General features: G+C 73.2%; 20 protein-coding genes. 16 read left to right on the forward strand and 4 right to left on the reverse strand.

Features of this window, described 5'->3' with window-relative positions; translation table 11 throughout:
- Positions 1-355 precede the first annotated feature (355 nt).
- From ACFV1J_RS15645 to ACFV1J_RS15700, 12 genes are all read left to right on the forward strand, one after another.
- Positions 356-1,828, forward strand: a complete 1,473-nt coding sequence (locus ACFV1J_RS15645) for a hypothetical protein (RefSeq protein WP_385858167.1) — start codon at positions 356-358, stop codon at positions 1,826-1,828.
- A 51-nt stretch (positions 1,829-1,879) separates the two neighbouring features.
- Positions 1,880-2,599: a Flp pilus assembly protein CpaB gene (gene cpaB, locus ACFV1J_RS15650; protein WP_385858170.1), complete on the forward strand. Its 720-nt coding sequence runs from the start codon at positions 1,880-1,882 to the stop codon at positions 2,597-2,599.
- 13 nt (positions 2,600-2,612) lie between these two features.
- A complete protein-coding gene (locus tag ACFV1J_RS15655) occupies positions 2,613-4,052 on the forward strand; it encodes a CpaE family protein (protein WP_385858173.1) in 1,440 nt (479 codons plus the stop codon).
- A gap of 3 nt (positions 4,053-4,055) precedes the next feature.
- Positions 4,056-4,439 carry a TadE/TadG family type IV pilus assembly protein gene (locus ACFV1J_RS15660; protein WP_385858176.1) on the forward strand — a complete coding sequence of 128 codons (384 nt, stop codon included), beginning with the start codon at positions 4,056-4,058 and terminating at the stop codon, positions 4,437-4,439.
- Positions 4,436-4,969 (forward strand): TadE/TadG family type IV pilus assembly protein, encoded by a 534-nt coding sequence (locus ACFV1J_RS15665; RefSeq protein WP_385858179.1) that lies wholly within the window; start codon positions 4,436-4,438, stop codon positions 4,967-4,969. Before ACFV1J_RS15660 ends, ACFV1J_RS15665 begins: the two co-directional genes overlap by 4 nt.
- Complete coding sequence (locus ACFV1J_RS15670) at positions 4,966-6,306, forward strand: CpaF family protein (RefSeq protein WP_385858183.1); 1,341 nt, start codon at positions 4,966-4,968, stop codon at positions 6,304-6,306. Before ACFV1J_RS15665 ends, ACFV1J_RS15670 begins: the two co-directional genes overlap by 4 nt.
- Positions 6,303-7,292, forward strand: a complete 990-nt coding sequence (locus ACFV1J_RS15675; protein WP_385858185.1) for a type II secretion system F family protein — start codon at positions 6,303-6,305, stop codon at positions 7,290-7,292. Before ACFV1J_RS15670 ends, ACFV1J_RS15675 begins: the two co-directional genes overlap by 4 nt.
- Before the next feature lie 10 nt (positions 7,293-7,302).
- Complete coding sequence (locus ACFV1J_RS15680) at positions 7,303-8,196, forward strand: DUF5936 domain-containing protein (protein WP_385858187.1); 894 nt, start codon at positions 7,303-7,305, stop codon at positions 8,194-8,196.
- Between the two features lie 446 nt (positions 8,197-8,642).
- The gene (locus tag ACFV1J_RS15685; RefSeq protein WP_018089307.1) at positions 8,643-8,807 is read left to right on the forward strand and encodes a membrane protein; all 165 of its coding nucleotides are present in this window, start codon (positions 8,643-8,645) and stop codon (positions 8,805-8,807) included.
- A 20-nt stretch (positions 8,808-8,827) separates the two neighbouring features.
- The gene (locus tag ACFV1J_RS15690; RefSeq protein ID WP_385858191.1) at positions 8,828-9,532 is read left to right on the forward strand and encodes a pilus assembly protein TadG-related protein; all 705 of its coding nucleotides are present in this window, start codon (positions 8,828-8,830) and stop codon (positions 9,530-9,532) included.
- A gap of 61 nt (positions 9,533-9,593) precedes the next feature.
- Positions 9,594-10,181 carry a hypothetical protein gene (locus tag ACFV1J_RS15695; protein ID WP_385858193.1) on the forward strand — a complete coding sequence of 196 codons (588 nt, stop codon included), beginning with the start codon at positions 9,594-9,596 and terminating at the stop codon, positions 10,179-10,181.
- 54 nt (positions 10,182-10,235) lie between these two features.
- Positions 10,236-10,829, forward strand: a complete 594-nt coding sequence (locus ACFV1J_RS15700; protein WP_385858194.1) for an OmpA family protein — start codon at positions 10,236-10,238, stop codon at positions 10,827-10,829.
- Here the strand turns inward: ACFV1J_RS15700 and ACFV1J_RS15705 are convergent.
- Positions 10,807-11,331 carry an RDD family protein gene (locus ACFV1J_RS15705; protein ID WP_385858195.1) on the reverse strand — a complete coding sequence of 175 codons (525 nt, stop codon included), beginning with the start codon at positions 11,329-11,331 and terminating at the stop codon, positions 10,807-10,809. The two genes, ACFV1J_RS15700 and ACFV1J_RS15705, sit on opposite strands and share 23 nt — an antisense overlap.
- A 117-nt stretch (positions 11,332-11,448) precedes the next feature.
- Between ACFV1J_RS15705 and ACFV1J_RS15710 the strand changes: the two genes are divergently transcribed.
- A complete protein-coding gene (locus ACFV1J_RS15710) occupies positions 11,449-12,030 on the forward strand; it encodes a TetR/AcrR family transcriptional regulator (RefSeq protein ID WP_385858197.1) in 582 nt (193 codons plus the stop codon).
- Positions 12,031-12,117: 87 nt separating this feature from the next.
- Here the strand turns inward: ACFV1J_RS15710 and ACFV1J_RS15715 are convergent, their stop codons facing one another.
- Entirely contained in the window at positions 12,118-13,365 is a 1,248-nt protein-coding gene (locus tag ACFV1J_RS15715; protein ID WP_385858199.1) for an MFS transporter, read from the reverse strand.
- A gap of 174 nt (positions 13,366-13,539) precedes the next feature.
- Between ACFV1J_RS15715 and ACFV1J_RS15720 the strand changes: the two genes are divergently transcribed.
- Positions 13,540-13,911, forward strand: coding sequence for an ArsR/SmtB family transcription factor (locus ACFV1J_RS15720; RefSeq protein ID WP_385858201.1), 372 nt, complete (start codon positions 13,540-13,542; stop codon positions 13,909-13,911).
- Positions 13,912-13,932: 21 nt separating this feature from the next.
- Here ACFV1J_RS15720 and ACFV1J_RS15725 read toward each other — a convergent pair whose 3' ends face one another.
- The gene (locus tag ACFV1J_RS15725) at positions 13,933-14,307 is read right to left on the reverse strand and encodes a DUF192 domain-containing protein (RefSeq protein WP_385858204.1); all 375 of its coding nucleotides are present in this window, start codon (positions 14,305-14,307) and stop codon (positions 13,933-13,935) included.
- 58 nt (positions 14,308-14,365) lie between these two features.
- Between ACFV1J_RS15725 and ACFV1J_RS15730 the strand changes: the two genes are divergently transcribed.
- Positions 14,366-15,100, forward strand: coding sequence for a prepilin peptidase (locus ACFV1J_RS15730; protein WP_385858206.1), 735 nt, complete (start codon positions 14,366-14,368; stop codon positions 15,098-15,100).
- 279 nt (positions 15,101-15,379) lie between these two features.
- Here the strand turns inward: ACFV1J_RS15730 and mgrA are convergent, their stop codons facing one another.
- A complete protein-coding gene (gene mgrA, locus ACFV1J_RS15735; RefSeq protein WP_385858208.1) occupies positions 15,380-16,414 on the reverse strand; it encodes an L-glyceraldehyde 3-phosphate reductase in 1,035 nt (344 codons plus the stop codon).
- Between the two features lie 140 nt (positions 16,415-16,554).
- Between mgrA and ACFV1J_RS15740 the strand changes: the two genes are divergently transcribed.
- Entirely contained in the window at positions 16,555-17,334 is a 780-nt protein-coding gene (locus ACFV1J_RS15740) for an isoprenyl transferase (RefSeq protein ID WP_385858273.1), read from the forward strand.
- Positions 17,335-17,473: the final 139 nt, after the last annotated feature.

Here is a 17,473-nt window from a genome sequence, read left to right on the forward strand (position 1 = left end):
GTTCAGGGGCCCCTGTACGTGTGCCGTACAACGTGGTCCAGACCAATGCGCCTGTCAAGGGCCTTGCCGGAAGCGGGAGTTCCTGCCTTTGCCGTTCGCGGCGGTATGCGCGCTTTCCCGCCGGCCCGAAGACCATCACGAAGGTCATCGCGAAGGTCGTCGCAATGGTCGTCGCGAAGGTCATCACGGCGGTCGTCACGTGGGTCACCGCGACGGTCATGACGAGTAGCCCAGAACGTGTTCTCCGGGACGTATCTCTGTGGATAAAGTGCTGAGCGTATGGCGCCGATGGCGCAGAGCTGTGCCGATCCGCGGTCCCGGGACCCCCGGCGGCCGGAGGGAGTGGGGGAGCGACGTGCCGACCGCGATTGCAGTCACCAGCCCTGACCTCACGCTGCCGGTGACCGATCGGAAGACACCCGCCGCCGTCGTCCTGCCCGCCCCACACCTGGCGCCCCTGGACGACGCGCTCACGGAGACCAGCGCGGTGCTGGAGCACCACGGCCACCTCGTCGCCCTGTACTCCTCCGCCTGCCCGCCCGAGCACATCCGGCGGCTGCACACCCTGCGCGCCGTCCTGGAGAGCGACCGGATCGCCATCGTCCCGGTGTCCCTGCCGCCGCTCGGCGTCGCCCTGCTGGCCCGCCAGCTACGGCAGTTGTCCCTGTGCGACTTCAGCCCCGGCGTACTGGCCAGCGCGGCCCGGCTGCTGACCCATTACATCCACGCCGGTGCCCTGCTGGGCAGCGTCACCGGGCTGGACCACATCGAGGTCGATCTGCGCGCCCATGTGAAGTCCTGGCTGCCCGGCGCCCACTTCGCCGTCCTGGCCCACCCCGAACCGCAGCTGGTGCACCTGGACCGGCACGCCACCGAGGCCGGACTCCGGCCGCCCGGCTTCGCCACCGAACTCGCCGTCGCCCGCGGCCAGCTCACCACGGACTGGGTCACCGGCGCCCTCGCCCCGGCCTGGCAGGTCCAGGGGGCGTACGAGGTGCGGCTGCCCGCCGAGTCCGCGCGGTGGTGGGGCACCCAGAAGCTGGTCGAATTCGCCGCGGGCATCCCGGACCCGGCGGTGCTCCGCCAACTGGTCGCTTCGGTACGGCGCGAGGAGTGCGGCTGGTGCGGGCTGGAGGTGCTGGGCGACCGGTGCGCGTTCTGCACGGCACCGCTGGCCAGGGACCGGGCGGCACGGGGCGGCGGCCCGGCCGGTCGCGGCCCCGCGGCCATAGCCGGGCCGGGAGCGGGGCCGGCCAACGCCCCGCGCCCGGCGGCCGATCAGCTGCCGGCCCGGGGCCCGGAGCCGCAGCCGCTCGCGGCCCCGGACCCGGCGGGTGAGGCGCCGGCGGCCCCGGCCCCGACCCCGGCACAGGAGCCGCCCTCGGCCCCGGCCCCGTCCCCCGACCCGTATCCCCACCCTTCCGCCGCCCCCTCTCCGTCCCCCTCCCCGTCCCCGGCACCGCCGTCCGGTCCGTCGCCGTCCGCGCCCTGGACCGAGCGGGGGCTGTCACGGGTCGCGCCGTCGGGCGTGCCCGGCGCCCCGGGGATGACGGACGGCTACGGTGACGCGCCCGCCGGCTGGGGCGTACCGGGGCAGCTGGACGTCCGGGGGCCGGACCTCCCGAACGGCGTCCCCGGCACCGGAGTTCCGGGGAACCCCTACGGGTCCGGCCGTCCCGTCCCGGGGAACCCGTACGCGACCGACGGGCCGTGCGCCGCGCCCGGCCGCCGCCACCTCCCCGGCCACCCCGACTTCGCCGGTGAACCGGACGTGCCCGGTGCCTCCGGAGCTGCCGGCACCCCACGGACGGTGGCCCGCGCCCGCTGACACCCTTCCCCGTCCCCTCCCCGCCCCCGTCCCGATCGAGGTCCCTCCCCCATGAACTCACGCCAGCGCCGCGGAGTGATCCTGCTGCTCCTGTCGGTCCTCTGCGCGGTCGGCGCGTTCGTCGGCGTGCTGTCGGTGATCAGGAACGTCGAGTCCAAGGTCGGTCCCGAGAAGACCGCCTACCGGCTGAAGACGAACGTCGCGGCCTATAAAGCGCTGGATCCGGGGCAGTTCGAGAGGGTGAAGATGCCGCAGCGCTGGCTGCCGCCCACCGCCGTGACCGATCTGGACCAGGTCAGCGGCAAGATCGCGGTGACCCCGCTGAAGAAGGGGTCCCTGCTCCAGGACGACATGATCGTCGAGCGGCCGGCGCTGAAGGCCGGCCAGCAGGAGATCGCCATCATGATCGATGCCGCGACCGGTGTGGCCGGCAAGATCAACCCCGGTGCCCGGGTGAACATCTACGCCACCTTCGAGGGCAAGCGCCCCGAGGACAAGCCGGTCTCCAAGGTCATCGTGGCCGGCGCCCAGGTCATCGACGTCGGCAAGCTGACGCCCCTGGAGGCCAAGGACCCCGGCGACACCCGCGCGACCGGCCGGCAGGCCGGCGAGGCGGTGCCGATCACCTTCGCGCTCAACACCCAGGACGCCCAGCGGGTCGCCTACGCCGAGTCGTTCGCCTCCCACGTACGGCTGGCGCTGCTCGCGCCCGGCAGCGAGGCCGCCATCCCGCCGAGCCAGCGCACCTACACCCTCGACGGCGACAAGTGACCCGGAGGCCCAGGTGACCATCCGCATCCTCCCGGCGATCGGCGACCCGGACGCCGCCCGCGCGGTGACCTCGCTGCTCAACCAGCTGCCGGACGCCGAGCCGGCGCCCGCGGTCGGCGACGCCACCGCGCTGCTCGACGCCCTGGCCGGCGCCGCGGCCCGGCCCGCCGTGGACACCGGCCCGGGCCCCGCCGTCGAGGCGCTGCCCGAGGTCGTCCTGGTCCACGAGCGGATCGGGCCGACGCCGGCACTGGAGCTGATCCGCGAGATCGCGCTCCGTTTCCCCGCCGTCGGCGTCGTGCTGATCACCACCGACGCCGGACCCGCGCTGTTCTCCGCGGCGATGGACGCCGGCGCCCGCGGCGTCGTCGGACTGCCGCTCGGCTACGACGAGTTGGCGGCCCGGGTGCAGGCCGCCGCCCAGTGGGCCGCCGGCGTACGGGTGCACCTGGGGGGAAACCCGGAGGCCCGGCCCGGACCGGCCGGCCGCCTGGTGACCGTGACCGGCGCCAAGGGCGGGGTCGGCACCACCGTCGCCGCCGTCCAGCTGGCGCTGGCCGCCCGGGCCGCTGGCCGCAGCGTCGCGCTGGTGGACCTCGACCTGCAGTCCGGGGACGTGGCCTCCTACCTGGACGTCCAGTTCCGCCGCTCGATCGTCGACCTGGCGGGCATCCAGGACCTGTCCGTACGGGTCCTCCAGGACGCGGTGCACGACCACCACACCGGCCTGGCGCTGCTGCTGGCGCCGGAGGAGGGCGAGCGCGGCGAGGAGGTCGACGACCGGGCGGCCCGGCAGATCCTCGGCGCGCTGCGCTCCCGCTACGAGGTCGTGGTGGTCGACTGCGGCGCCCAGATGCAGTCGGCGAACGCCGCGGCCGTCGAACTCGCCGACGTGGCCCTGCTGGTGACCACCCCCGACGTGGTCGCCGTACGGGCCGCCAAGCGGCAGGTCCGGCTGTGGGACCGGCTGCAGATCCGCAAGGCGGAGGACACCACCACGGTCGTCAACCGGCTCACCCGCAGCACCGAGATCCAGCCGCCGGTGGTCGCCAAGGCCACCGGCACCCGGACGGCCCGGGCGCACGTCCCGGCGGCGTACAAGGAACTCCAGCCGTGCGTGGACGCCGGCCGGATCCAGGACCTGGACGCCCGGTCGACCGTCAAGCAGGCGCTCTGGGCGCTCGCCGGTGAGCTGGGGCTGGTCGAGTCGCCGGCCGCGCGGCAGGGCCGGGGCAGCCACCGGGCGCGTCCGACGCTGACGGGGCGCAAGCGCAAGGCACTGACGACGGGGGCGGCTTCCGGTTCCGGGACGGGTCCGGGCACGGCCTCCGGGACCGCGTCGGGGTCGGCCTCGGGGTCGGGCGCCGGACGCTTCGGCGTCCGGCGGGGGCCGGCGACGGCGGCCGGCGGGCCCGGGCCGTTCGACCCGGCCGGCCCGTACGAGGAGGGCTGAGCGGTGCGGCGCCCGCTGGGCGGCGACGACCGCGGGCAGGTCTCCGTGGAGTTCCTGGGACTGCTGCCGCTGATCCTGCTGGTGCTCGTGCTGCTCTGGCAGTTCGTGCTGGTCGGGTACTCCTACTCGCTCGCCGCGCACGCCGCCGACCGGGGCGCGCGGGCGGCCACCGCCACCCGGGACGGCGGCGCGGGCGCCTGCCGTACCGCCGCCGAGGACCAGCTGCCGCCCGCCTGGCAGGCGGGCTCCTCGGCCTCCTGCACCACCGAGGCCGGTCTGTGGAAGGCCACCGTCCGGATCAGCGTCCCGGTGCTCTTCCCCGGCCTGGCCAGCTTCCCGGGGCAGGTCACCGGCTCGGCCGGCGCCGCGAAGGAGGACAGCCGATGAGGACGGTACGCCGCCCCCGAGCCGTATCCCGTCGTCGTGCCGCCGGGGCCCCTGGTCCGCGCCGGGCCCCCGGTCCGCGCCCGGCCCCCGCCCGGCCGCGCCGCCCAGGGACCGGTGGCCGCGACCGGGGCCAGGTCTCCATCGAGTTCCTCGGCTTCCTGCCGATCCTGCTGGTCGTCGCCCTCGCCGTGGTCCAGCTCGGCCTGGCGGCCTACACCGTCCAGCAGGCCGGCACCGGCGCGCGGGCCGCGGCCCGGACCGCCTCGATGGACCGGGCCGACCGCGAGACCGATCCGCGGTCCGCCGGCCGGGCCGCGATGAGCGGCTGGGTCGCCGACCGCGCGACGATCTCCGTCAGCGAGGGCGGCGACGCGGTCAGCGCCACGGCCGAGGTCACGATCCCCTCGATCATCCCCGGCGTCGACGACTTCGGCTCGGCCAGCCGCAGCGCCACCATGCCCCGCCCCGCCGACACCGGCGCGCCGGGCGCGGCAGCGATGAGCACGTACGAAGGAGCAGCCCCGCGATGAGTCTGAAAGCCCGGATCGTCGCGCCCGAGCCGGCCGGCGAGCCGCGCCACGACAGCCACTTGGTCGCCACCTACCGCGCCAAGCTGCTGGAGGAGATCGACCTCGCCGAGATGTCCTCGCTGGCCGCCGCCGAGCGCCGGTCCCGGCTGGAGCGCGTCCTCGGCCACATCATCAGCCGCGAGGGCCCGGTGCTGTCCACCGCCGAACGGGCCCAGCTGATCCGCCGGGTGGTCGACGAGGCGCTGGGCCTGGGCGTCCTGGAACCGCTGCTGGAGGACGCCTCGATCACCGAGATCATGGTCAACGGCCCCGACCAGGTCTATGTCGAACGCGCCGGCCGGGTCGAACTCGTCCCGGTCCGCTTCGCCTCCCACGAACAGCTGATGCAGACCATCGAGCGGATCGTCTCCACCGTCAACCGCCGCGTCGACGAGTCCAATCCGATGGTCGACGCCCGCCTCCCCTCCGGGGAACGCGTCAATGTCATCATCCCGCCGCTCGCCCTGAACGGCGCCACCCTCACCATCCGCCGCTTCCCGCGCGCCTACACCCTGGCCGAACTCATCGGCCGGGGGACGCTCGACGAGCAGATGCTGATGCTGCTGGCCGGGCTGGTGCGCGCCAAGTTCAACGTGGTGGTCTCCGGTGCCACCGGTGCCGGCAAGACCACCCTGCTCAATGCCCTCTCCGGCCTCATCCCGGACGGCGAGCGGATCATCACCGTCGAGGACGCCGCCGAACTCCAGCTCCAGCAGTCCCACGTCATCCGGCTGGAGGCCCGGCCGCCCAACGTGGAGGGCAAGGGCCGGATCACCATCCGCGACCTCGTACGCAACTCCCTGCGCATGCGCCCCGACCGCATCATCGTCGGTGAGGTGCGCGGCGGGGAGACCCTCGACATGCTCCAGGCGATGTCCACCGGCCACGACGGCTCGCTCGCCACCGTGCACGCCAACAGCGCCGAGGACGCCCTGATGCGGCTGCAGACCCTGGCCTCCATGTCGGACGTGAAGATCCCCTTCGAGGCGCTGCGGGACCAGATCAACAGCGCCGTCGACTGCATCGTCCAGCTCACCCGGCACGCCGACGGCTCCCGCCGGATCAGCGAGATCGCCCTCCTCGACTCGCGCGGCCACGAGGACTACCGGATCGCGACGGTCTGCCGGTTCGACGCCGAACCGATGGGCGCCGACCGGATCGTGCACGGCCGCTTCCGCTACTTCCCGCTGCCCCGACGGGTGGCCGAGCGCCTCTTCATGGCGAGCGAGCCCACCCCGCCCGCCTTCGGGGTGGCCGCCACCGACGACCAACTCGCCACCCGGAAGGCCACCTCATGACCGGCTGGGCCCTGACCACCGCCGCCGGGGGGCCGAGCGCGGCCTCCTTGAGCCCCCTCGTCCAGCTCACCATCGGGGCCACGCTGCTGTGCGCGCTGCTCGCCGTCGCCGGCGTCCGCACCTTCGCGGCCGGGCGCGCCCAGCGCCAGGCCGTCGTCGACCGCCTCGCCGACGCGCACGGCCTGCCGGAGACCGGGAAACGCCGCCGCTTCCCGTCCGTGGACCGCGCCCTGCGCGGCACCCGCTTCGGCCGGCGCCTGGAACTCCGGCTGGCCGCCACCGGACTGGACGTCACGCCCGGCGAGTTCTTCGTCGGCATGCTCGTCGCGGTCGTCGCCCTGTGGCTGGTCGCGCATGCCGTGCTGGCCCCGTTCTTCGGGCCGATCGCCGCGCTGGTCGCCGTCTGGGCGGCCTTCGCGTTCCTCAACTGGCAGCGCCAGAAGCGCATCGAGAAGTTCATCAACCAACTCCCCGAACTCTCCCGGATCCTGGCCAACGCCACCCAGGCCGGGCTGGCCCTGCGCACGGCCCTGGGGATGGCGGCCGAGGAGCTGGAGGCCCCGGCCGGCGAGGAACTGGCCAAGGTCGCCGCCAAGCTCGCCGTCGGCCACTCCATCGACGAGGCCCTCGGTGAACTCGCCGAACGCCTGCCCTCCCGCGAGCTGGTCGTCCTCGTCACCACCCTCGTCCTCTCGAACCGCGCCGGCGGCACCGTCGTCGGCTCGCTGCGCAACCTCACCACCACGCTGGAGGAGCGCAAGGAGACCCGGCGCGAGGTCCGCACCCAGCTATCCCAGGTCACCGTCACCGCCTACGTCGTCCCGCTCCTCGGCGTCGGCACCCTGCTGCTGATGAACCGCATCGCCCCCGGCGCCATCGACCGCATGACGTCCTCCTTCCTCGGCCAGCTCGCGGTCGTGGTCGCCTTCGTCCTCTACGGGCTGGGCTTCTTCTTCATCCGCCGGCTGTCCAAGATCGACGTCTGAGGGGACCGGGATGGGAATCGGAATTCTGCTGGCCGGGGCCTTCGCCCTCTCGGTCGTCGGCATCTGCTGCGGGGTCGCCCTCTACCGCCGCGAGGCCCGGCTGCCGCCCGACCTGGCGCTGTCCCTGGAGGTCGGCGCGACCCGGACGACGGCCGTCGGCTCGGCCGTGGACCGCCTCGGCATGCGCTACGCCCCGCTCGTCCTGCGCCTGATGGGGGAGAAGCGCACCGCCCGCATCCGCCGCCGGATCGACCTGGCGGGCAACCCGGGCGGCCTCACCGTCGACCGCTACGCCGCCCGGCGCGCCGTCTACGGAGCCCTCGGTTTCCTCGGCGCCCTGGTGATGTTCCTGCGCGGTCAGCCGGTTCTCGGCGTCCTGATGGTGCTCTTCGGCCTTTTCTGGAACGAGGTCGGCATCTGGGCCGCGATCCGCCAGCGCAAGGACACGATCGAGCGGACCCTGCCGGACTTCCTGGACGTGCTCGCGGTCGTCGTCAGCGCCGGGCTGAGTTTCCGCCAGGCACTCGACCGGGTCGCGGACAAATACGAGGGCCCGTGGGCCGATGAACTGCGGATCACCCTGCGGCAGATGGACATGGGGGTCAGCCGCCGCGCCGCCTTCGAGGAACTGCGCAAACGCAACGACTCCGAACAGGTCGCCCAGTTCGTCACCGCCCTCCAGCAGGGCGAGGAGCTCGGTTCCCCGATCGTCGACACCCTCATCCAGATCGCCAACGACATGCGCCGGACCGACGCCCAGAACGCCCGCCGCCGCGCCGCCCGGGCCGTCCCCAAGGCCACCATGGTCGTCACCACGTTCATGGTGCCGGCGACGATGATCCTGCTCATCGCGGGTTTCTTCCTCGGCTCCGGCACCAATTTCGGTTCGCTGATGGGCGATTGAGGCGGCGCCCGCACGGCACCGCGGAAGGCGGACGGTCCCCGCGTGCGGCCGGCGCCGGAGTGCCGTGCCGGGCCCGGCCGGATGCGTGCGGTGCGCGGCCCGCTTTCCCGTCAACGCCTTCGCAACAGCAACGAGTTGTGTCACAGTGGGTGGGCCGGCGGTCACCACCGTGCTGGGGCGCGGAGCGGCCGGCCGGTCCGCATGGGCATCGGCGCGGGAAGCGGTCCGGAGGGGGAGCGGGGTGGACGAGGTGCGTAAGCCTGGCCGAAACGCGCCGTTGTATCTTCCGCCTGTGTCCCCGAAAGAGGATTGGGTACGGAATCCCTGTCCGGGGAACACCGTTCCGGCGTACTTTTCTGGTGTCATGAGCGCGGCCGAACGCGCCGACACCACGGGGGCAGACCAGCCGGACCAGAGCGGTGCGGCCGCCCATGGAGGGGAAGACGATGGCGAAGCGGATTTTGGGGAACGACCGGGGACAGACCTCGATCGAGTACCTCGGCATCATCGCGGTGGTCGTGGCGATCGTCCTGGTCCTGTCGACCACGGACTTCGGCAGCCAGATCGCCAACGCCATCGCCAACAAGATCTCCGACGTCGTCGGTATCTAGGGCCCCGAGCCGCCTCCGCCATGACGGTCGCCAATCCGCGCCGCGGCGCGCGTGACGCCGGGCAGGCCTTCCCGCTCTACCTCGTGGCGGTCGCGGGCCTGCTCTTCCTCGCGCTCGCCTTCTTCGCCGTCGGACAGGCGGCGGCCACCCGTAACGGCGCCCAGACCGCGGCCGACGCGGCCGCGCTCGCCGCCGGGCAGAAATACCGCGACCTGCTCACCAAGGGCCTGCTCGACGGCGTCCGCGACGGCAGTTACGAGACCGACAAGGCCGCCTGGGAGGACCTGCTGAACGGGCGCGGCGCCCCCTCCGGGGCGGCCTGCGAGAACGCGGGCTGGTTCGCCGGGCGCAACGACGCCGAGGTCTCCGGCTGCGTTCCGGACTCCTGGCCGACCTCGTTCGCCGTCACCGTCCGGACCCGGAACACCGTGGGGGCCTCGGTCATCCCCGGCACCGCGGGCAAGCACGCGTCGGCCGAGGCGACCTCGGTGATCGGCCCGCGCTGCACGCCCGCACCGGCCGGGAGCGACCAGGGCGGAAAAGGCGAGAAGGACGGCGAGGGCGGCAAGGGCGGCAAGGACGGGGGAGTGGGCAAGGGCGGCGGCAAGGACGGGCCCGCCCCCGTCACGATCACCTGCGACGGCAAGGAATGGACACTCGACGCCGGCGACCTGACGCACCTCCCCGAGGCCTCCGACCTCTTCTCCGTACGGCTGGCCCACTGACCGCCCACCGACCACCACACCGACCCGCACCGGGCACCCGACGATCGAAGGAATCGCATCCATGAGCATTCGGCGCAGCACGAAGGCCGCCAGGGGAGCGGTCGCCACGGCGAGCGCTGTCGGCCTGGCTCTCGTCGTGGCCGGCTGCGGTGGGGGCGGCGGGGACGGCGGCGGGCGGCCGGACGACAAGAAGCCGCCGGCCCGCAGCAGTACGCCCAAGGACGGCGGCCCCGGGACCCCGGCGGCCGACTCCAGCAAGGTGATCGGCGAGATGAAGGGCCCGGACGGCGTCGTGGTCACCCTGAACTCCGTGGTCCGCGACTCCGGCGGCTTCGTCACCGTCAACGGCACGGTCACCAACCACGGCTCCCGCGCCTTCAACGCCATCGACTGGCGCTCCAACGAGACCGAGCTGCGCTCCCGTTCGTCCATCTCGGGCGCCACCCTCGTCGACAAGGCGGGCAAGAAGCGCTATCTGGTGCTGCGGGACACCAACGGCGAGTGTCTGTGCACGACGGGCCTGAGCGGGCTGATGCCGGGAGCGAGCCGCCCGATATTCGCGCAGTTCCCGGCGCCACCGGCCAAGGTGACCGAGGTCGACTTCCAGTTGCCGACCATGCCGCCGGCGACCGTGCAGATCACGGACTGAGCGGGCCGCCCGATGACCGTGAACCCCGCGCCCTGTCACCCCCGTTCGCGCCGCATGCCCCGTGGCGCCGTCACCGCGACCGTCGCGGTACTGCTGGCCGCCGTGCCGTCGGCACCGCCCGCCCATGCCGATCCCCCGGGGGTCACGGAGGACTCCAGCCCGCCGGTCCGCATCGACCCCAACGATCCCGATCTGCGGATGGTGCAGGGCGCCAAGCTGGCGCCGGCGAAGGTGCTGAACATCAAGTCGATCGTGGAGACCGACGACGGGTCGGAGCGGCGGCAGGACACCAACGACAACGTGACGTTCGCGCTGCAGGCCGAGGTGCTGTTCGGCAAGGACAGCGCCGAGCTGACGGCGGACGCGCTGGCCCGGATCGGCACCATCGCCGACGAGGTCAGGAAGCAGCACGCCAGCAGCCTGCGGGTCTTCGGGTTCACCGACAACCTCGGCTCGGCGAGCCACGGGCTGGTGCTGTCCAAGAAGCGGGCCACCGCCGTCCAGCAGGAGCTCGCCAAGGACCTGGGCTCGGAGGTCAGCTTCCAGATCCGCGGCTACGGCGAGCAGTACCCGATCGCGGACAACACCACCGAGGACGGCCGCAAGAAGAACCGCAGGGTCGAGGTCAGCTTCCCGCGGGCGAATTGATAGCCCCCGACGGATGGTTGGCCGACGGCGGGTACGGCGGCAGGACCGACGGGGCGGGCACCCGGGTGCGCAGGACCAGGGTGCCCACGGCCTTGTCGTGCAGGCACTGCCGGTACGGCCGGTCCCAGACGCAGAACAGCGCATCGAGCTGACTGAGCACCGGCACCACCCACATCCCCAGGTGCGCGAGGTGCCGTGCCAGGGCCGTCCCGTAGGACGGCCGGCAGCCGTCGGCCACCCGGACGACGGTCATCCCGCAGATCAGCTTGCCCACCGTGCCGCCGCAGGTGGCCGTCAGCAGCGGCGAGTAGAGGAACACCATCGCCACGGCCGTCACGAGGGTGAGGTAGAACGGCGAGTTGTCCGCCGAGCCGCCGAAGGTGACGAACAGGCCGATGGCCGCCGAAATGACCGACAGTGCGACGGCGGCGAGCACGGTGTCGATGAGGACGGCGAGCAGCCGCCGGCCCGGGTTGGCGATGACGGGGCGTGAGGCGTTCATGGCGCGCATGTGATCACCCGCGGGCGTGGGGCGGCAACTCGGGGCGCCGCGCCGTGCGCGGAGGAAGGGTCCGGACAATATTGGACCGAGCGATTCAATTGGTGTTATGTTGCTGTCATGGCGCGACCCAGGCAGTTCGACGAGGACCGGGCGCTCGATGCCGCGATGGAAGCGTTCTGGATCACCGGCTATGAGGCGACGTCCACCCAGGACCTCTGTGACGCCACCGGGCTGGGACGCAGCAGCATCTACAACACCTTCAAGAGCAAGCACGACCTCTTCGAACGGGCCCTGGCCCGGTACATGGAGCGCAAGAACGGCGAGATGCGCGCGCTGCTGGAGAGTGAGCTGCCGACCCGGGAGAAGATCCGCGCACTGCTCCAGCGGACGATCGACGACGAGTGCGCGGCCGGTGCGGACGGCCGCGGCTGCCTGGTCGTCAACACCTGTATCGAGGTGTCGGCCCATGACCCGTCGGTCGCGGCCACGCTGGAACGGGACTACGGCGCACGGCTGGAGTCGGTCCGGGCGGTGATCGAGTCGGGCCAACGGGCCGGCGACATCACCGCGCGGACCGACGCCGGCACGCTCGCCCACCTCCTCATCGCCACGATCGGCGGGCTCCGGGTCTCGGCCCGCGCCGGGCTCGGACGCGCGGCGCTGGAGGGCGTGGCCGACGCGGCGATGAGCGCGTTCTGAGCGGACGGTTGCGGGGGATGGCCGGTACGGGCCGGAGGCCGGACCGTACCCTCCCCCTTACGCCCCCGGACCACCCCGCCCCGCTCGCTACCGCGCGTCCCCGCCCCGTAGGGCCACCAGCGCCGCACCCACCGCGGCCAGTGCGGCGACGGCGATGCCGAAGGTGGTGGCCGCCGCCGGCAGGCCGATGGCGTCGCTGAGGTAGCCGTCGGCGACCGGGAGGGCGCCCGCCAGGAGGTAACCGCCGGCGTTCAGCGCGGCGTTGGCCTCCGCCCGGCGGGCGGCCGGGACCTCGCGGCTCAGCAGCGTCAGCCCGCCCAGCTGGCCCGCGCCCTGGCCCGCGCCGGCCAGCAGTACCGCGACGACCAGCGGCGCCAGGGTGCCGGTGTGGATCGCGGTGACCAGGGCGAGCGTGCCGGTGACGGTGGCCGCGCCGGACGCCAGCAGGACGGTACGGACCGCCGGGCGGCGCAGCGCGAACTGCACGCCCGTGGCGGACAGGAACATCGCCAGCGCCAGCCCGCCGGCCAGCGCCCGGTCGGTCGTACCGAGCAGTCCGGCGAGCAGCGACGGGCCGAGCGACAGGACGAAGGCGGTGGCGCTGATGCCCGGCGCGAACGCGGCCAGTCCCAGGGCGAGATGGCGGCGGTTGGCGCGCGGCACGGCGGGCAGCCGTACCCAGGCGCCCGGCGCGCCGCCGGCCGTACCGCCGCGCCGCGGCAGCGGCATCCGGACCACCGCCGCCAGCGCCGTGACCAGCAGGACGCCCTCGACGACGAAGACGGTGACGGTCGGCGCGGGTGCGGTCTCCGACAGCACCCCGGCCAGTACGGGGCCGATCCCCGCGCCCAGCACCATGGCGGTGGAGGCCAGCAGCGGGCCGATCCGGCGGCCGGCGGCCAGGTCGGTGACCGCTGCCATCCCGGCCGAGACGGCGGCGCCGGTGGCCATGCCGGTCAGCAGCCGGGCGAGGGCGAGCGCGGCCACCGAGGGTGCGGTGGCGTAGACGAGGCAGGCGACGAGGGCCAGCAGCAGCGCCGGGACCAGCACCGGCTTGCGGCCGAGCCGGTCCGAGGCGACGCCCGCCACCAGCAGCGCGCCCAGCAGTCCGACCACGTACGCGGCGTAGATCAGCGTCAACGTGCCGGAGCTGAAGACGAGTTGGCGCTGCCAGACCGCGTACAGCGGCATCGCGGCGTTCGACAGCACGAAGATCGCGACCACCGGCCAGGCGGCGAACCACACCTCCCGGACGGGCGGTACGACGGTGGTGGCGGCCGGTGCCGGGCTCGCGGTGGGCCTGGTCCCGCGCTGCGCGGTGGGTGTTCCGGGCATGGGTGTCCCCTCCTCATCCATGACTGTACGAATCGAGTCGTACAGTCAGTACGAAGAGATTCGTACAGCCATACCGCAGTACGATGCAAGTCGTACTGCAAGATGGGTCGTGCCGGGAGCGTCGAATCGGCCCGTCAACTGCCGCCCGACCGCCCCGCATCGGAGGAGTACCGGATGTCGTCCACCACACCCGCCTGGATCGAGCGCGCGCAGCGACCGGTGCCCGCCGGGGCGCCCGAACCGCTGCCGGAACCGGCGCGGGACGCGCTGCGGCTGGAGGTCGTCATGGGCGCGCTGAGCGATCCGCTGCGGATGCACATCGTGCGGACGCTGCTGCTGGAGTCCGAGGAGTTCGACCACACCTGCGGCTGGTTCGGCCTGGACCGGCCCAAGTCCTCGCTCACCCACCACTTCCGCACGCTGCGGGAGGCCGGACTGATCCGGCAGCGGCAGTACGGGCTGGAGCGGCGCAGCCACGTCCGGGTGGACGACCTCCAGGCGCGCTTCCCCGGGCTGCTGGCGCTGGTGGCCGACTGGCGGCAGTGACCGCGGCCTGCCGGAACGGGGTCAGCGCCCGGCGGCCTCCGGCGCGGGCGTCGGCTCGACGCGCAGCCGCATCCCCGGGCGCAGGCCCCAGTCCGTCATCGCACCGGCCGCCGCCTCCAGGACGTGCCGGGCGCGCAGCCGCGGGCGGCCCAGGCGGCCCGGCGGCATGGTGCGGACCGCCAGCACCCTGAAGTCCCGGCCCAGATAGGCCACATCGATGGCGAACCGCATCCGGAAGGTGTGCACCCCGCTCGCCGGGGTCAGCAGCAGCGCCCCCTCGATGCCGTCGCGGCCCAACAGCCCGCGGGCGCGGGCACGGTAGGAGGCCGCGATCTCCACCGGAACCGCACGGTCCGCGCCGTAGAGCATCCCCGGTCCGTTCCTCCAACGCGCCATGCCCCGCGTTCTATCAGCTCCCGGCGTGCCGGGGGAGAGGCCCCCGTAGGGTCGACGCGTGTCATGGACGCTGATGGTGCTCGCCGCCGCCTACGGGGCCGCGGCCGGGCTGCTCATACCGCGACCCGCCCACCGGATGGCCGTGGAGCCCGAGGAGGAGTGGCGCGCACACTGCCCGGGGGGACATCCGATCACCGGGGCGGCGCGCGGCTGGCTGGGACCGGGGCGCTGCCCGGCCTGCGGGACGTACGGGCCCGCCGGGCCGCCGACGGCGGTGGTCACCGCACTGGTCTGCGCGGCCCTGGCCGCGGCCACCGGACCCCGGCCGGAACTCGCCGCCTGGCTGCTGGCGGCGCCGGCCGCGGTGCTGCTGGTGATCGTCGACCGGCGGGTGCGGCGGCTGCCGGACGTGCTGACCCTGCCGCTGGCCGCGGTCCTCGCGGCCGCCCTGGGCCTTGCCGGCCGGTTCACCGGCGACACCGGCGCCTGGTGGCGGGCCCTCCTGGGCGGTCTCGTCCTCGCCGCCTGCTACCTGCTCCTGCACCTCGTCAACCCCGCGGGCCTCGGGCTGGGTGACGTCAAGCTGGCGCTCGGGCTGGGGGTCGCCCTTGGGTGGTACGGCTGGCGCACCCTGGTCACCGGCGGCGCGGCCGGGGTGCTGCTCGGCGGGCTCTACGGCGCCGGGCTGCTGATCGTCCGGCGCGGCGCCCGGAAAACCGCCGTACCGCTGGGGCCTTTCATGATCGTCGGGGCGTTCTGTGCTCTGTTGCCGGCCGCGCTGGCGGCCCGCTGACCCCGCCCGCCGGGGTGCCTGCGGGCCCGTACGCCCGCGCGGGCGCAGGGGCGCGGGGCCCGCTTTCCACCCCCGCCGCCGCGCCCGAGCCACGCCGTGGCGCGCGCCGGTGCACACAGCACCCCTTCCGCGGGGTTATGGTGGAAACCCCCCCTCGGGCCGGTCCGTATCCCCCCCACGGACCGGCCCGCTTTTCTTTGCGGTCCGTGGGCGGGCGGACGGGCCGCTTGCGAAAGTGGCCGGAAAGCAGTGCCCGGGCAGTGCCCCGGCGGCCCTCGGTCAGCCCCGGCGGGCCCAGATGTTGACCCCGTCCGTGGTCGTCGCGAACTGATCGATCTCGGCGAGCTCGGCGTCCGTGAGGGCCGGGGCGTCCAGGGCCGCGACATTGGCCTCCAGCTGGGCGACGCTGCTGGCGCCGATCAGCGCGGAGGTCATCCGCTCGTCGCGCAGCACCCAGCCCAGGGCCAGCTGGGCCAGCGACTGCCCGCGCCGGGCGGCGATGTCGTTCAGGCCGCGCAGCCGGCGGACGACCTCCTCGGAGAGCAGGTTCGGGTCCAGGGACTTGCCCTGGGAGGCGCGCGAGCCCTCGGGGATGCCGTCGAGGTACTTGTCCGTGAGCATGCCCTGGGCCAGCGGCGCGAAGGAGATGCAGCCCATGCCCTCGTCCTCCAGGGTGTCCAGCAGCAGGTCGTCCTCGGTCCAGCGGTTGATCATCGAGTACGAGGGCTGGTGGATCAGCGGCCGTACGCCCATCTCGCGCAGTATCCGGGCGGCGTCCCGGGTCTGCTCGGCGTTGTAGGACGAGATCCCGACATAAAGGGCCTTGCCCTGCGCGACGGCGGAGGCCAGCGCACCCATCGTCTCTTCCAGCGGGGTGTCCGGATCGAAGCGGTGCGAGTAGAAGATATCGACGTAATCGACACCCATCCGCTCCAGTGACGCATCCAACGACGAGAGGAGATATTTCCGTGAACCCCATTCGCCGTAGGGGCCCGGGTGCATCAGATATCCGGCCTTCGTGGAGAGAATCATCTCGTCGCGGTAGGCGCGGAAGTCCTGCGCGAAGATCTTTCCGAAGTTCAGCTCGGCGGAGCCGGGCGGCGGGCCGTAGTTGTTGGCCAGATCGAAGTGGGTGACACCCAGGTCGAAGGCGCGTCGCAGGATGGCCCGCTGGGAGCTCAGGGTGCGGTCGTCCCCGAAGTTGTGCCACAGTCCAAGGGAGATAGCGGGGAGTTTGAGTCCGCTGCGGCCCGTTCGCCGGTACTTCATCGAGTCGTAGCGGGAATCCGCGGCGCGGTAGTCGGTGCCAGTCATGCTCATCTCCCTATCACGTACCTGTGACCTACCTGATGGGGCTGTCTCGACAGCCGAGAAGTAAAGTTGCCCACTTGAGGCGACGGGGCGACCGCCATTGGCACGGAGGGGCTGGACCACACATGCTGCGATCTTCCGGGATGCGCATCCCGTATCCGCCTGCACTGCGGAATCTGGTTTACCGGCTTTACGCGCGGCGGGTGGAGGGTCGCCTGGATCACACCCAGGTGCCCAAGCACATCGGCGTCATCCTCGACGGCAACCGGCGCTGGGCGCGGGCCGACGGGCGGACGACCGAGCAGGGCCACCAGGCCGGCGCGGCCAAGATCGACGAGCTGCTCGGCTGGTGCGCGGAGACCGATGTGGAGGTCGTCACGCTCTGGCTGCTGTCGACGGACAACCTCGACCGGCCCGAGGACGAGCTGAAGCCGCTGCTCGGCATCATCGAGAACACCGTGCGGGACCTGGCCGCCGACGGCCGCTGGCGGGTGCACCACGTCGGCAACCGCGACCTGCTGCCCGAGGCCACCCAGAAGGTCCTCAAGGAGGCCGAGGCGGCCACCCTCGACAACAAGGGCATCCTGGTCAACGTCGCGGTCGGCTACGGAGGCCGGCAGGAGATCGCGGACGCGGTGCGCTCGCTGCTGCTGGACCACGCCGAGCGCGGCACCTCCTTCGAGGAACTGGCCGAGATCGTCGACATCGACCTGATCTCGGAGCACCTCTACACCCGCGGCCAGCCCGACCCGGACCTGGTGATCCGCACCAGCGGTGAGCAGCGGCTCTCGGGCTTCATGCTCTGGCAGAGCGCCCATTCGGAGTACTACTTCTGCGAGGTCTTCTGGCCGGCGTTCCGGAAGGTCGACTTCCTGCGCGCACTGCGCGACTACGCGGCCCGGCACCGCCGCTACGGCTTCTAGCAGGCAGCGGCGTCCTCGTGTGAAGCCCCCGCCGGCCCCGAACGGGCCCCGGCGGGGGCTTTTCTGACGTCGCCTCCGGCCGGAACCACCCGGCCGGCCCAGCGCCAGGCCCCGCGACGGCCGGCCGCGGGAGAGATCG

It is taken from the genome of Streptomyces sp. NPDC059649, from assembly GCF_042734445.1.
GTDB lineage: Bacteria > Actinomycetota > Actinomycetes > Streptomycetales > Streptomycetaceae > Streptomyces.